The sequence below is a fragment of the Cognaticolwellia aestuarii genome (assembly GCF_002000025.1).
Taxonomy (GTDB): Bacteria; Pseudomonadota; Gammaproteobacteria; order Enterobacterales; family Alteromonadaceae; genus Cognaticolwellia; species Cognaticolwellia aestuarii.
Window position 1 is genome coordinate 236,442 of sequence record NZ_MUZV01000003.1, and the last position, 15,417, is coordinate 251,858.

Sequence of the window (15,417 nt, forward strand, 5' to 3'; positions counted from 1 at the left end):
CGGTATAAGCTAAGTACAATATTATTGATTGATAAGTATGCCGTCATCCACCCATGACAAGAGATAGTTTAAGGCTAATTGACTGATATCTTCATCAGAACTTTGACTTAAAAGCTGTTCACACAACTGAGCAAAATTATCACCGCTGAGCATCAAGCTTATCAAGCTATGCTCTTGTTGTGATAGTGATCTAAATTGCGTTAGCCGCTCGTTATTGCGCCATAATAGCCATACATTAGCAGCATGCTTGGCTGGCTCAGGCGCGTGTTGTTGTTTTAATGCTTGCCATGTTTCAACGGTATTAAAGTTAAAAGCAGCTATTTGTACACTCGGGTGAAAGCGAAAAACTAAACTAGGCCATTGCTCATGAGGTATTTCCAAAAGCCTTTGTCTTGTAAATCGTGCCGCATCTTTCGCATCAAACGCTACCATCAATAAACGTTCAAAATGAGCTAATTCACTAATAATAGGATGATTTTTAAAAGGTGTATGGTTAGCCAGGAAATTGGGCAATGCATCAGCAAAATTACGTAACGAGGTTTTATTTGAAGGATAAGCTGTGACATACCCGCTAACCATTTGCTCAAACAAATCATCGCCTAAATACATGCCTAACATTTGATGATCATTCTCAATAGTTTCTTTCAAGCGCATTCGGTAAGCATTTTTGTATATATGCAAACGCGCTGTACGGTTAATACTTCCATGTTCAACAACATGTTGAGCAATATCCGCTTTATCATCGATTAAATAGTTCATCATCTGCTGTTGCAGGGAGTGTAATGAAAGTTTGCTCACGTCATTTATACTCTTAGTCTATGCCTCATTATCATAGCGTTATTTTACGGTTAACAAAACGATAATGTCTTTATATGAACATCTACTCATTCGACAAGCCTAGGGTCTGCTGAGCAATTTTTCGCGCGGTATCAACCTCTGCTAACAAGTCTACTAATGGGGGAATGTTATCATCACGTTCGATCATTGTACTGATCAAACCAAATCGTATCAGCGCCTGTTGGTAAAGTTGCCATACGGGATCTGCTACAGGGTGATCATGTGTATCAATAACGTAGTCACCATAATCACTGTGCCCTGCTAAATGAAACTGTTTAACTTTGTCTTTTGTAATGCCGTTAAGGTAATCTTGCGGATTAAAATGGTGATTTCGTGCACTAACATAAATGTTATTTATATCGAGTAGTATTTCACAACCAGAACGACGTGCAACCTCATTGAAAAATTGCCACTCTGTCATTTCTGAGCTTTTATAGCTTAAATAACTTGAAACATTTTCTAAGAGTATTGGTCTACCAAGAAAGTCTTGTACCTGCTCAACACGCTGGCATACATGCGTTAATGCTTCATCATTGTAAGGTAAAGGTAATAAATCATGACTATTTTTTTCATGTGCGCCAGTCCAGCATAAATGATCAGAAATCCATTCAGGCTGTAATTCATTACTGAGCACTTTGAGTTTGCGTAGATAATCGAAGTTTAGCGGGTCTGTGGAGCCTATTGATAATGAAACACCGTGCATCACCATAGGATAGAGTTCACGAATACTGTGTAAATAATGCTTTGGCTTGCCTCCGTCAACCATAAAATTTTCTGAAACGACTTCAAACCAATCAATGTTAGGTTTGTCGTTGAGCACATCCTGAAAATGTTCTGTTCTTAAGCCAAGGCCAAAACCAAGGAAGTGTTCAGGTACCACAACATCAGACAGAGAGAGCAAAAGCTCTCTTGTCAAATGATTAATAGGTTGATTATTCGCCAACCGTACCTCCAACATCCTCACATGTTTGTGCAGCAAGTGCGACAAAACCATGACCTTTACATGCCGCTTGACCTTTACAGGCATTTTCTGCGGTTTTACAGTCGTTATGACCTTTACAAACATTTACCCCATAGCAGTGCGTCAACTCAGCCGTATTTACTGCGCCACGCCAGTCATCTTTCACTGTGCCACCAATGTCGTCACAAGTTTTTTCTGACATGGCAACAAAGCCATGGCCTTTACATGCCGCTTGACCTTTACAGGCATTTTCAGCCGTTTTACAGTCGTTATGGCCGTTACATTTGTTGACACCGTAACAGTGTGCCATTTCAGCAACATTGTTATTAACTGCAGCGGTTTTACTCGTTGACTCAGCAGAAACAGCTGTACAACCCATTAAACCAGCAACCGCTAATGCAACAGCAGCGCCTTGAAACTTAGCTTTAGTATTTTGACTCATTATCTTCTCCGACCTTTCTGTTGTATTTATAGCTTTATAAGATATTTATGCATTTGGCAGTATTTTGCGTTTTAACCAGTAATCAAGACTGACATAGCGTCCGCCACCGATGAAAAACAATGCCAAAAGCATAATGAAATAAGTTGCCGCAAACTCAATACCGTTATTTAAAATAGTGATATTTCCGCTACTTGTTAGCCACTCATAATTACCATGCTCTTTTAAAATAGAAACAATGATCTCTTTTTTCTCTACGGAAGCTTCAACTCTTTCATTAGCAAAAGGAGCATTAGCATCAGCAATCGCCTGCCAGCCATACTGTCCATGCACGGAAGTCATCGCAATAATCATCGTAAACATCATAGGAACAGCCATCAAACGCACGCCTAAACCGAGCAATAAAGCAATAGCACCAATAACTTCAGCAGCAATAGCTAAAATGGCTAAAATAAAAGGAAAAGGCAAACCCAGTCCCCAGTCATCATTACCAAACCATTGCACAATATTTTCAAAGCCGTCAATTTTATGTGTACCTGCCATCCAAAAAATAGGCACTAAATATAAACGCATTAATAGTGGTGCAAGAAAATCCAACTTTTTCGTTGAATTTAAAACCCCATAACCTTTTTCCAATATTGCTTTCACCATGTTTTATTCCTATTTGCTTATGCATAAAGTTTAACTTTAGTCCAAATTACCCATTGCCTAATAAAATGCCTAATAAAATTGTCTAATAATTCATTTCATACAATATTAAAAACACAAGCTGGATAACTGCCTAATTTGACCCGAGAAGTTGTGGCACTATTTCATTATTTATTATGAAAATATAGCAACAAATCAGTGAGGTTTATTTTTGAAATATAAATGTCATTTATCAGGTCGGCAGAAAAAATGATTACTATGCTTTACCATTGGCTCAGTAACGCCGGCCTGTAACTAAGTGTAAACAACTGAAATTAAATGTAAAATAATTAAGGGGGTATGTTACTGGTGTATTATTTAAGTAGGCAGTTCAAAAACTGTTTAATTGCATTTAAGCCACAAATTCCGACAGCTAACGAGAAAAAATAAATTTAATTTTTATTTTTTCTCTCTTATTTTTATCACGACAATCGATTTTTAAAGTATTGTGTGTGTATTTTACAAACCACTTAACTGTTAAGAATGAATAGCAACTACATCATGTACAGCGTGATCAAAATGGTATTGAGAAGGGAAAGTTAAAAATAAAAAAAAGAAATAACATCTTGAACAGCACTGTGGCTATTCAAGATGTTTAATATACCATGCTAAGGTGTTGATTTAACTTATAGCGCTTCCACTGTTGCTAACGATTGAGTAAATTCAGCTAACTCTAGTTCAAAGCAATCGTCATTTTCTTGCCAATTTAGGCCAATTATAACGCCATCTTCTAGTAAGTCTTCAACCCAAAACTCCATCCAATCAGCAACGGTTATTGCTACAGGGATATATTCAGCCCACTCTTCAACACAATGACTTTTTGCTAAAGCTTCTGTTGACCAAAGTGGCATGACATCAGTATCTTCAAAATTAATTGAATCTAGTACTACCCAATCTTCGCTAGCTTTGTCTTGTAATGCCCAAATAAGTTGATTTTCTTTTACTTGTGTTAAAAAGTCACTGAGCGTGTTTGGCGTTGTCATATTAGCAATGTACCTTAAGAATTTTGCCAACATTATACGGGGGCAAATGGCATAACTCAACGGCTCAAGCCTAGCATTGAAAATTAATACGCAGCTATACCGCGATAATGTCTGGTGTAAATTTAAGCAAAGTCTTTAATAGCTTATTCAAAATCAAAAAATGATTATTTACTATATAAATCAAGGATAAATGCGACATTATGTCGCACTATGAAATAAAACTTTTCAGATATAGTTGCGTTAGTTATTAATTATCACTGATGAGTTTCACCTATGTTATTAAATAAGTCTTACCTAAGTATTTGCTGCGCCCTTGCCATTATTCCAACTCAACAAGCTGTTGCACAATTGACAAGCGATCAATCAATAAGTACTCAAGCAACAGAGCGTATAGAAATTACCGGTTCACGTATTAAGCAAGTTGATCTAGAGTCAGCAAGCCCGGTAACAGTTATCAATGCTGAACAAATCGCCTTTTCAGGTATTTCGAGCGTTGAAGAGTTATTACAAGAAATGACAGCTTCGGCCGGACCCGCAGGAAATGCGACCAATGCTTATTGGACAAGTAATGGTTATGCCACAGCACAAATAAACTTACGTGGCCTAGGCATTAAGCGTACCTTAGTGCTATTAAATGGCCGTCGACTTGTTGCCGGTGGCACAGGGGCAAATGACAGCCCTGATCTTAATATGATCCCCGTCAGTTTAATCAAGCGCATTGAGGTGTTAAAAGATGGCGCATCGGCAATTTATGGTGCTGACGCAATTGCAGGTGTTGTTAATATCATTACTAAAGATGACTTTACTGGCGCCCAATTAACCCTAAAAGCAGGAGCAAGTGATCGAGGAGATGCAGAGAATCAAGAAATAAACTTAACATTAGGTGGTGATTTTCAACGCGGTAATATGGTCGTTAATCTTAATTATGTTAACACAGGTAATGCCCTTCAGTCAGAGCGTAACCCATGCCCACTAACAGAAAGTGGCAGTAAGCTTGAGTGTTTTTATTCAGGCTCAACAATTGGCGGTCGCGCTACATTAGCTGATGGTAGTGAAGTACAATTTAACCAAACAGCTAACGGCAACGGTAATAGCTATAGTCAGTATAACAACAGTGAACATGGTTATAACTGGTTTGAATCACTTAATTCATACAGCCCAATGCAACGTTTAAACATTGCCACCTTGGTAAACTATGAGCTAAGCAGCACAGTACAGCTAAACACAGAGCTTATTTATGCTAACCGTCGCTCTAGCCAAATTGTTACGCCACGCGGCTTCACAAGCGTAGCGGTCGCGAGCGACTTTATCTACAATCCTACGGGGCAAGATTTAACCTTAAAAAACCGCCGCAATGTCGAAGTCGATAATCCAGAGTTTTATCAAGAAACAGATACCTTACAAACCAGTATTATGCTCAATGGTGAGTTGGCAAACGACTGGCAATGGCAAATCGGTTATAGCTATGGTCGTAATACCGGTACCGATGGTTGGAGTTATGACTTTAATGACGAACGTGTTGCTCAAACACTTGACCATAGCACCTGTAGTAACGAGCTTAATGCAGCTATTCCTTGCGGTGACTATTTTGGCGTTGATGAACTTTCACAAGCCGTGATTGATTACGTTACCTATCAACGTGAAGGCACTGGCGGAAATGAGTTACGCGCTTGGACAGGTCAATTAACCGGCGAAATACTTGCCTTAGAATCTGGCAGTTTAGCTTTCGCCGCTGGACTTGAACAAAGAGACGAAAAAGGTTGGCGCAAGCCTGACACCATTGCCCAACAAAATGGTGATGAAGAGGCTATTTCTGGATCATACCAAGTCAAAGAAGCCTTCTTCGAACTTGCCATTCCTTTAGCAAAAGATGCTGCATGGGCCAATAATTTAGACGCTGATATCGCATTACGTTATTCAGACTACTCAACTTTTGGCTCCGACACCACATTTAAACTGGGTCTAACATGGCGCCTAAACAGCGCGTTAATGCTAAGAGCGGTACGCTCATCTGCCTTTAGAACACCAACAATTACAGAATTATTTGGTGGCACTAATACTGAAAACCTGATCACAGTTGATCCTTGCGAAGGCGCTACCGGCACTATTCAAGCCAATTGTCTTGCCGCTGGTGTTCCAAGTAACTTCATTCAAGATGGCGCAACGGTAAAAACAAGCGTTGGCGGTAATCCCAATGTTGGTCCTGAGCGAGCAAATACACTAACCTTAGGTGCCGTATGGCAAAGCCCTTACGCCGATAACTTAGCTATAACACTCGATTACTTCGATATTAAAATTGACAACGCGATCAATGCCGTTGCGGGCTCTAATATGCTCCGCCTGTGTTATTCAGATCCGATCGCCTATGCTGAATATTGTCATAATATCGTGCGTGATGATAATACCCATCAAGTAACTGAACTTGAAAAACGCCCAATGAATGCCGCAAATGAACATGTTGCAGGTATTGATGCTAACTTCAAATATAAAAGTGATTATCAAGACTATAAGTTTTCACTAAATTGGGATATTACCCGTTTATTGACACATGAAAATACGGCTTTTTCGGGTGCAGAAACGGAAATACTTCTCGGTAAGATAACCGCTGATCGTGGCATTTTTTCTAAATGGAAAAGCAACCTCCAAGTATCATTAGCAGCACAATCATGGAAATTAAATTATAGCTTACGTTATATCGGCAAAGCAGATGATGAAAATGGTGGTGGCCCCATTGGCAGTGCGGTACCTAGTGTCGTATATAATGATATTCAAGCAAGCTACATGCTAGCGGATGACTTAATAATATCAAGTGGTATTGATAACTTATTTGACAAACAGCCCCCCTTCCTTACCTCATGGAATGATGCGAATACCGATGTCTTTACTTACGACACTGTTGGTCGTCGAGGCTATATTAAGGTTAATTACGCATTTTAAGCCTAATTAATTGTTTTTGAGTTCGGTTTATTGACGACTACAGCTATCGATAAACCGAACAAAACCTAGTAAACGAATAATTAACGAACAACAAGCCAATAAGCACTGAACAAATAAACAAAAAACCATAAGCATCTGATAAGCTGTCATTATCAACCACACCTGTAACAGAATTATCAGTGAAAATTGAGTTTGTAGATAACATTACCGATATTGCCGAGCAAGACTGGCAGCGACTAAATAGCCAAGCCTCGCTATTTTCAAATTATCGATTTTTTCAGTGCTTAGAAGCGAGTGGCTCAATTGGACAAGCACAGGGGTGGCAACCTCATCACCTACAGCTTCACGATACTAATAATGACGTTAGCGCGATATTACCAAGCTACATTAAGTCGCACTCTTGGGGCGAGTATGTTTTTGATTGGGCGTGGGCAGACGCGTACCAACAACATAATATCCCTTATTATCCCAAGCTAGTTACTACTGTGCCTTTCACGCCAGTTACGAGTCATAAGTTATTATCAAACAACATCAAACTGACCGACACTTTCGAGCTATTAAGTCACCATTGCCAGCATCAACAACTCAACAGTTGGCATTTACTTTATAGCCAAGATGCCCCAGAAATAACAACTCAGCAATGCCATGATGTTTATCAGCGTAATACCGTACAATTTCATTGGCTTAATTATGGTTATCGAGACTTTGATGATTTTCTAGCAACCTTTAATGCACGCAAAAGAAAAAACACTCGCAAAGAACGACTCTCGATAACTCAGCAAGGCATATCCGTTAGACAAGTTTTGGGCAAAGATATTAATGCCGCAGAGCTTGCCTTCTTCTATTTAACCTATCAGCTGACCTATTTAAGACGTGGACATACGCCGCATTTAACTTTTGAATTTTTTCAAAATATAGTGAAAAAGTTACCTGAACATATTTTGTTGATTATCGCTAGTTGCCATGGTGAAGACGTCGCTTGCGCTTGGTTTTTCTTTGATGATGACAATTTATACGGTCGCTATTGGGGCTGTACGCAGTCGTATAATAACTTACATTTTGAATTATGTTATTACCAAGGCATTGCCTTTTGTATTGAAAATAAGCTGGCTTTATTTCATCCCGGTACACAAGGCGAACATAAGATAGCACGTGGCTTTGAGCCCAAATTAACTACGTCATATCATTGGATAAAACATCAGGCATTTAAAACGGCTATTAAAGACTTTTGTCTACAGGAGCAACAGCAAATGCGCGAGTATCAACAACAATGCCGGCAGTTGTTACCTTTTAAATTATCCGAATAAATAGCAAGCCTTAACGTTACTAAACAACCATCAGCTTGCTCGCTAAACCATAATGAACTGAGAAAAACTCATGAATAAACCTTTTTCCCAAGCATGTGAAAATAACAAAACGGCTATTCTGCCTTTACTAACACAGAGCTTAAAAAGTGCTAAAACACTACTAGAAATAGGCTCGGGCACCGGCCAGCATGCGGTATACTTTGCGCCAAATATGCCATGGTTAACATGGCAAACCAGTGATAGAGCTATTAACCACCAAGGTATTAATTGCTGGCTTAAAGAGCAACCTAGCGATAATTTACTAGCGCCGCTAACGCTAGATTTACATCATGATTGGCCCATCAAGTCTGTTGATGCTATTTATACCGCAAATACGCTACATATTATTAGTTGGCCACTAGTACAAACGTTTTTTGCTGGTGTAGCACAGCATTTGGCGCTAGCTGGAAGGTTGTGTATTTATGGTCCTTTTAATTATCAAGGTCAACACACTAGCGAAAGCAATGCTAATTTTGATCTTTGGTTAAAAGAGCACGATGAACTAAGTGGCATTCGCGATATTGAAGCAATTATAGCTTTAGCAAAAAGTGCGGGTTTGTTGTTAACCGATGATCATGCTATGCCAGCGAATAATCGGCTGTTGATATTTAATAAAGTAAATTAACCTGGCACTCAACATGAATAACGCATAAAAAATGCGCTAGCAAATTACTAGCGCATTTTTATAAGTCTATTCAATGCGCCTACATGGGGAGCTACGCAATGTAGTAGCTCAGTTTCAATAAAACCGAGCTTTATAGCGGCTAGTGCCGTTAGGCAATGGAATGACTCAATATAGTAACTATATATAATTACTCATTGACGACTTTCACCGACACTTCAATCGACTTGGCACTGCCGGCCAGCCACTTTTGCAAGTAGATACTGCCTAACACTTCTGCTTTTCCTGGCTCAGGCACTTCTTTAAACCGAATACTGTTTTTATTTTCTTTTTCAAAAACAAGCTTAACATTAACTTCTGGCATTTAACTGTCCTTATAGTTTTAACAACCTTATGCAATATTTAAACGTGCCACTAACCATTGAGCAATATCACGAATCTCTGTTGGGTGAACACTGTGCGCCATGGGATACGTTTTCCAGGTAACTGGATAGTTTTGCTCATTCAGTAATTTATTGGCCATTTTACCAGCGCTTAATGGCACAACATCATCATTAGCACCATGTAATTGTAGGATGTTAGTATCACTATTTGCCACGCTAAGCTGGTCTGGTAAGGCATCTGCATTAGGTAAGTAACAAGATAATGCCATAATACCTGCCAACTTCTCAGGGTAGCGCAAGCCCGTAAACATACTTACCACGCCACCTTGGCTAAAACCTGCTAAAACAATATTACTGGTCGGAATACCTTTATCATTTTGTTCTTTGATCAGCGCTTTAACTTTCGCTTCAGATTCAATTACGCCCTTCATATCAGCACGGTTATGCAAATCCATGCTTTTAATATCGTACCATGAGCGCATAACATAACCTTGGTTAATGGTTACCGGTTGTTCAGGAGCGTGAGGAAAAATAAAGCGTACCGAATGGTTAGTCGGTAATCTTAGTTCAGGTACGATGGGCGAAAACCCAGCTCCAGAGTCGCCTAAACCGTGTAACCAAATAACACAGGCTGTGGCAGGCGAACTTGGCTCAATGGTAATTCTATCTAATGGAACAGCTGACATGCTTCTCTCTTTATATGGGTAACAGTAAAAAATGCCGATATCATAACGTTTCTACAGAAGTCGATACAACTAACTCTGGCTCAATTATGATAATTTTTATCATAAATTAACCAAACTTTGGGATAAATGACTCCATAATAATGGATGAATGATTTGTTACTAAATTATTCAAAGCAATGATTTTAATTGATCCCATAGCGCAACAACAATACAGTAGGCGTTACTTGGCAAGCAAACATGGATGAAGGAAGAAAAACCAACAGATGAATTTCCCGAAAAAAACCTTACTTGTTGTTAGCATCAGTCTTAGTGCCTTGATTATCGGCTATATTTCCCGTGTCAGTATCATAAACAATATCAGCAAAACAGAACTAGCCTTATACCAAGCTAAAATCACTTGTCTCGATTTTCACCTCAGTTCTGACTTAGCACTAACAATAAGTGCTTTATGTATAGAAACACCACAAGCCAGGGTCGATATTCATGATATGGTAATAAACACTGAGTTGACCTCAGATCAGAAAATCAAAGCTGTTGATATTGCATCGGTGCATATTGATGGTAAAGCGGAGCTAGTGCCTTACCTGATTGATCTTCAGAAAAACACTGAGCAAAAATCAAGTCAATTACCCGTTTCACAACAATTAAAAACGGCTTTAGCTCAGCTAGCTCAATTTGGTTTACCATTTGATATAGCAGTAAAACAGTTGCGCTATACTCCCCACCAAGTTATCGATAGCAGCACATCACCTGTTTTAAAACATAGCGAAATAGATAAAAGTAGTTTACCAAGTCGTTATTTTGGGCATTTTTTGGCAAACAATAGTCAGTTTGAAATACAACTACAAGATCATCAACAACAAACCTTATTTGCGGCTACATTTTCAAAAAATGAACAAACAACACAAGAGAATTTTTCGTTAGAACTAAGTGCTCAACTATCGCTATTAGCTGAGCTTATTGACCAACATAATATAGCGCTGCCCTTAACCATAAAAGAACTTACACAAACAATAGAAACTCATGGCGAGCTTTATAGCTTAATCAATTATCAAGACAGTAAACTAACCCTAAATAGCCAATTGAGTGCTTTTAGTCTTGAGACTGATACAGGGGTAAAAGCAAGTGGCCCCTTCAAGCTCAGCGGTGCGTTAGGTATTAACGGTGAAATTCATTTTTCAGCCAATAGCACAGAAGATAAAAATGATGCTCAACTTGCTTTATCTTTTACTGACAGCACGGCCTTAACGTTACAGTACAGCCAGCCACATTTATTGGCACTACTAAAGCAAAATGATATAGCTCCTGAAGTTGTCACCGTGCTAAAAGACAATCCTATCAACCAGCTATCGCTAAGCCCTGGAGGTGATTTTATTTACCGTTTCAAGACACAACAACTGACGCTTTCTAGCTTAAACGTTACCGCAAAAAATATTGTTAACGTTACGCTAAGTTCAGCGCCAGTAAATAGTCAGATAAATGACCTGGTAAATAAGCAAGCCACTAATCCCGCAACCAAATTAGGTAACAATATACACAACACTGAGCCTGCTCATCAACTTAACCTAAGCAACATTGTCTTAGATCTTCATCAGTTCATCACACTTAACCATAAAAGCGCTAAATTAGCCGACCATAATATAACAGCTAAAAACGTTATCTTAGCTGAACTAGACTTTATGCTTAATGGCTCATTGCAACTGTCAGCAATTAGCAGCTTATCTTCTGAGGCTGTTGGGATAATGCTACTAGGCTCTATTCGTCAAGCGCAAAATGAAACGTTAATAAAAATTTCTGAAAACTCGTTTTTGTCGAACAATAATATCGCCATATTATCTGCTCAAAGCGCCGGTAATAAGAAACTACTTTCAATTAAAAACATCAAAAACTATCTGCAAGGTGATATAAAGCTTCAAGATCAACAGGCGATCCGGTTAGATTTGTCAATCGACAGCGTGGCGCATAAATTACAAGTTCCAAAATATCTCAATATCAATAAATTAACCTTGAACAGCAAAATAACGGGCAATATAGATAACATTTCAATCACAACTCTTGCCAGCGCTGATCAGGTTCCACTAGGACAATTAGCGATTTCAGGCACTGCAGAGAAACCTCATATTACCCTCACCGCTAAGGCATTACCCTTAACTGACTTACTGTCACTTAATTTGCAATTGCCGGTAAAGGTAGCATTAGTCGACGGCACACTCAGTTATAGCGTTGCCGGTCAAGTCAGTGATTTATCTAACATTGCAAACACACCGTTGCTTATCTCATTAGGGCTAACGTCGGTCAGTGGAGAAGTTGAAGATATTTGGCTACAAGAACTAAATTGGCAGCAAAGCTTTAATTATTCTGCAGGCAAATTAACAACGTATTCTGGTGTAGACGAAAACCTCACCATTGCTTTAATCGATACACCAACCCCAATCGCCAAACTGTCCATCACCACAGGATTAAGCTACCAAGAAGATTTTAAAATCACGGCAAGTCAACTCAAAGGCGATATTTTAGGTGGCAGCTTTGCGATTCCAAGTATTCAGTGGCCATTAGAGCATAAGCATTCAGTTGACGTTCAGCTTACCTCTATAGACTTAGAGCAAGTATTAGCATTAGATAAAAAGCAAGGCATTGTCGTCACCGGTAATGTCTCAGGCCAATTACCGATAATTTTTGATGGCGAAAAATACACCATGGAAAAAGGTGAGTTACATAACGTTACGCAAGGTCTTATCCAAGTAATGAATAACCCTGCAGTCGAAGAGCTAAAAGCAAATAACAGCCAATTACAGTTAGCGTTTGATGCCTTGCAGAACTTACATTATCATCAACTGTCCTCTGATGTTTCTATGGCAGATGACGGCTACATGCTATTGGCAACGGTAATAAAAGGCCGTAACCCAGACATCGATAACGATGTAAATCTGAATTTGAACTTAAGCTATGATTTATTAGGCTTGCTTGAATCAATGTCAATTACCGAACAATTTGAAGAACGTATTATCAAAGGTTTACAAAAACATTAAGGAGTAAGTATGAATAAAATACTAACCACTGTGTTAGCTATTTTTATAATAAGTGGCTGTACACATAAGATAGAAGTCAGCGCAAAAGAGCCGATCACGATCAATTTAAACTTAAAAATAGATCATGAAATTAAAGTGAAAGTTGACAAACAACTTGATGACATATTTAGTGATGATAGCGACGTATTTTAGGAGATAATCATGAGTAAACTAAGTAGTAATATAACCAATAAACTAGTTAAAAAATTAACCTGCGCGCTATTAGTATCAACCATGGCATTTTCAGCCTGGGCTATTTCACTTGATGATGCAAAGCAGCAAGGTTTAGTGGGTGAAATGCATAACGGTTATTTAGGGGTAGTTGTAAACAGTGCAGAAGCAAAAAGTTTAGTGGCTAGCGTTAATAAAAAACGTAAAGAAATTTACCTTAATTTAGCCAGAAAGAATAAAATTACACTGCAGCAAGTTACTGCCTTAGCAGGCCAAAAAGCCCTAGCAAAAACACAGCCTGGTCACTTAATTCAAAATGCAGCAGGGCAATGGGTAAAGAAATAGTCAGCTGTTAATTAATAACCGATAAATCGAGAAAGGGACTAACGAGTCCCTTTTTTGGTTTTTATAACGCCTAATATTTACCGGTCGGTATCATCCATTTGCCCAGTCAAAAATTCAAGCACTCGTTTATGTCGCATTTTTACCGCAGACAGTTTCATTTCACAAATATCAGCAACTTCTTGAAACTCTAAACCTGTTCGGTAACGCAACAACATAATATTACGATCCACAAATGATAATCGCTCAAGCATGGTTGAAATTAACGCCGCTAAATCTTGTTCTGGCAATGTTGCTTCTAAGCTGTCTAAGTAATCATCATCATATTGCATAATATCCCAACGACGCTCTCTGATCTTATTAATGCATTCATGATGGGCAATTTTAAACAACCAAACCTTAAACGACACTAGCCACTTAAAGCCTTTTAAATGGGTTAAGGCTTTAATAATAGTTTCCTGTACTGCATCTTCAGCATCAGATTGGTTATTTAGCACCTTGACACAATAGCCCTTTAATTTAGGCAAGTAAGGGCTGATCAGCTGCTGAAAATAGCGCGTGTCATAAGGCAAGCTCTCTTGCACAAGTGCAACGAGCTGTCGTTCGTTAAACGAATTCAAATCAAAAGTAACCTATTTCCTACAATTTATTGTTTCGTTACTTTATTCGCCAACAAAAACGTATTGGGTACAGTAATAATTGCTTCGCCTTCAGCCATCACCTTACTGGCAACACTACCAATTGAAACTAAAGCCCCTTTAACTTCCTGTACTTCAATGTTGTCACCAATTTGATACATCTCTCTGAGATACACCCCAGCGACAACTTCTTGTGCCATTGATTTTGTTCCAATCCCCAAAGAAATAGCAGCAGCAAGGCCAACACTAGCAATAACCACTGAAAGAATATTATTGAGTAGTGATACATCAATATCTAACTGCGTAATCGACAATGAAACAGTGATGACAATAATAATGCCGCGACACACTTCTGCAACAGAGCGGCCATAATCAACGCCGGTATTTTTAGCCGCAATTTTTACACCATTGAAAACAATTTGGGCAACAAAAAAACCACACAGCAATACGGCTAAAGCTGCCAATAATTTAGGCAAAAACAGAGCAAGTGTGTCAATTAAACCAGACAGCATCTTAAGGCCGACAATATCCAATGCGGCCAATAAAAATATTAATAAGATAAAGGTAGATATTATACTGGCAACCACTTGGCTACCTTGAACATTAATATCCATTTTTTTTAGCAAAGCCTCAAGGCCAAGTTTATCCAAAAATGTATTAAAGCCAATTTTGATTAACGATTTATTAAGTAGTCGCTTCACTAAAGAAGCAATGGCCCAACCAACAAGTAAAAATAAAATAGCGACAATGAGATCCGGCATAAAAGTTACCACTTTATGCCAAACAGCCATCAGACCCGTATAGGTTTTTTCTGAGATATTTTCGGTTTCCATTATTTTTTCCTATTACTGTTAGCCATATTTTTAAAAACAGGCTTTAAAATTTTCATAAATATGCTAGCAAAAACCACCCAAATAGAGGCCATGCCAAGCGCAATTAAATCTTTACTGCCCTGCTGTACATTTGCAGTTGTCACCGCACGCTTAAATAATTCTTCATCAGGTGTCGCAAAAGCAATGTCATCATCTTGCTCAAACTGATCTTTTAAGTTTTGTTCTATGTTGTTCATTATTTTCCCCAAGCAAATAACTAATAACTTTGCTGCTTTTATTAATAACGATTTTTATCTGTAAAAGTCACAATTACTTTACTTTCATGAATAAAATAATCTGTCGCTAAAAGCAAGGTGGCAAATTCTAGTGTATTTTGCGTATTATTGTTACGAATAGATGAACTTTAAGGACGAATAAGCCAAGTATTGTTACTTAGGGATGTGTCATTATTTATTTTTCAGCACTAGCTAAAGTTTGTGCTAGC

The 15,417-nt window shown here is 38.5% G+C and carries 16 protein-coding genes; 6 read left to right on the plus strand and 10 right to left on the minus strand.

All coding sequences use genetic code 11. From position 1 onward, the window contains the following. Positions 1 to 21: 21 nt before the first annotated feature. The 5 genes from B0169_RS06220 to B0169_RS06240 all read right to left on the minus strand — a co-directional run bounded on the left by B0169_RS06220 (position 22) and on the right by B0169_RS06240 (position 3,907). Complete coding sequence (locus tag B0169_RS06220; RefSeq protein ID WP_143323483.1) at positions 22 to 798, minus strand: HvfC/BufC N-terminal domain-containing protein; 777 nt, start codon at positions 796 to 798, stop codon at positions 22 to 24. An 82-nt stretch (positions 799 to 880) separates the two neighbouring features. After that, on the minus strand, positions 881 to 1,729 hold the full coding sequence (bufB, locus tag B0169_RS06225) for an MNIO family bufferin maturase (protein ID WP_077285246.1): 849 nt from the start codon (positions 1,727 to 1,729) through the stop codon (positions 881 to 883). A 40-nt stretch (positions 1,730 to 1,769) separates the two neighbouring features. Beyond that, positions 1,770 to 2,240, minus strand: coding sequence for a BufA2 family periplasmic bufferin-type metallophore (gene bufA2 / locus B0169_RS06230; RefSeq protein ID WP_077285100.1), 471 nt, complete (start codon positions 2,238 to 2,240; stop codon positions 1,770 to 1,772). 45 nt (positions 2,241 to 2,285) lie between these two features. Then, a complete protein-coding gene (locus B0169_RS06235) occupies positions 2,286 to 2,888 on the minus strand; it encodes an HvfX family Cu-binding RiPP maturation protein (protein WP_077285101.1) in 603 nt (200 codons plus the stop codon). A gap of 662 nt (positions 2,889 to 3,550) precedes the next feature. Beyond that, entirely contained in the window at positions 3,551 to 3,907 is a 357-nt protein-coding gene (locus B0169_RS06240) for a DUF2750 domain-containing protein (RefSeq protein ID WP_077285102.1), read from the minus strand. 273 nt (positions 3,908 to 4,180) lie between these two features. Between B0169_RS06240 and B0169_RS06245 the strand changes: the two genes are divergently transcribed. The 3 genes from B0169_RS06245 to B0169_RS06255 all read left to right on the plus strand — a co-directional run bounded on the left by B0169_RS06245 (position 4,181) and on the right by B0169_RS06255 (position 8,815). Next, positions 4,181 to 6,844, plus strand: a complete 2,664-nt coding sequence (locus B0169_RS06245) for a TonB-dependent receptor (RefSeq protein ID WP_077285103.1) — start codon at positions 4,181 to 4,183, stop codon at positions 6,842 to 6,844. Between the two features lie 179 nt (positions 6,845 to 7,023). Then, on the plus strand, positions 7,024 to 8,151 hold the full coding sequence (locus B0169_RS06250) for a GNAT family N-acetyltransferase (RefSeq protein ID WP_077285104.1): 1,128 nt from the start codon (positions 7,024 to 7,026) through the stop codon (positions 8,149 to 8,151). A 70-nt stretch (positions 8,152 to 8,221) separates the two neighbouring features. Next, positions 8,222 to 8,815 (plus strand): DUF938 domain-containing protein, encoded by a 594-nt coding sequence (locus B0169_RS06255; protein ID WP_077285105.1) that lies wholly within the window; start codon positions 8,222 to 8,224, stop codon positions 8,813 to 8,815. 187 nt (positions 8,816 to 9,002) lie between these two features. Here the strand turns inward: B0169_RS06255 and B0169_RS19360 are convergent, their stop codons facing one another. Both B0169_RS19360 and B0169_RS06260 read right to left on the minus strand, forming a co-directional pair. Further along, positions 9,003 to 9,176 carry a hypothetical protein gene (locus B0169_RS19360; protein ID WP_164474798.1) on the minus strand — a complete coding sequence of 58 codons (174 nt, stop codon included), beginning with the start codon at positions 9,174 to 9,176 and terminating at the stop codon, positions 9,003 to 9,005. A 27-nt stretch (positions 9,177 to 9,203) separates the two neighbouring features. Continuing rightward, positions 9,204 to 9,881, minus strand: coding sequence for an alpha/beta hydrolase (locus B0169_RS06260; protein WP_077285106.1), 678 nt, complete (start codon positions 9,879 to 9,881; stop codon positions 9,204 to 9,206). A 263-nt stretch (positions 9,882 to 10,144) separates the two neighbouring features. Between B0169_RS06260 and B0169_RS06265 the strand changes: the two genes are divergently transcribed. From B0169_RS06265 to B0169_RS06275, 3 genes are read left to right on the plus strand one after another with little or no spacing between them, the layout of a single operon-like run. Further along, the gene (locus B0169_RS06265) at positions 10,145 to 12,910 is read left to right on the plus strand and encodes an intermembrane phospholipid transport protein YdbH family protein (RefSeq protein WP_077285107.1); all 2,766 of its coding nucleotides are present in this window, start codon (positions 10,145 to 10,147) and stop codon (positions 12,908 to 12,910) included. A 9-nt stretch (positions 12,911 to 12,919) separates the two neighbouring features. Further along, the gene (locus B0169_RS06270) at positions 12,920 to 13,102 is read left to right on the plus strand and encodes a YnbE family lipoprotein (protein WP_077285108.1); all 183 of its coding nucleotides are present in this window, start codon (positions 12,920 to 12,922) and stop codon (positions 13,100 to 13,102) included. Positions 13,103 to 13,111: 9 nt separating this feature from the next. Beyond that, a complete protein-coding gene (locus tag B0169_RS06275; RefSeq protein WP_077285109.1) occupies positions 13,112 to 13,465 on the plus strand; it encodes a YdbL family probable chaperone protein in 354 nt (117 codons plus the stop codon). A 77-nt stretch (positions 13,466 to 13,542) separates the two neighbouring features. On the opposite strand, the gene sigX is transcribed toward B0169_RS06275, so the two are convergent. The 3 genes from sigX to B0169_RS06290 are packed head-to-tail and all read right to left on the minus strand — an operon-like array spanning position 13,543 to position 15,169. Next, positions 13,543 to 14,082 carry an RNA polymerase sigma factor SigX gene (gene sigX, locus B0169_RS06280; RefSeq protein WP_077285110.1) on the minus strand — a complete coding sequence of 180 codons (540 nt, stop codon included), beginning with the start codon at positions 14,080 to 14,082 and terminating at the stop codon, positions 13,543 to 13,545. Positions 14,083 to 14,108: 26 nt separating this feature from the next. Then, positions 14,109 to 14,933, minus strand: a complete 825-nt coding sequence (locus B0169_RS06285) for a mechanosensitive ion channel family protein (protein WP_077285111.1) — start codon at positions 14,931 to 14,933, stop codon at positions 14,109 to 14,111. Continuing rightward, a complete protein-coding gene (locus tag B0169_RS06290) occupies positions 14,933 to 15,169 on the minus strand; it encodes a hypothetical protein (protein WP_077285112.1) in 237 nt (78 codons plus the stop codon). The genes B0169_RS06285 and B0169_RS06290 overlap by 1 nt, the downstream gene beginning before the upstream one ends. Positions 15,170 to 15,417 lie beyond the last annotated feature (248 nt).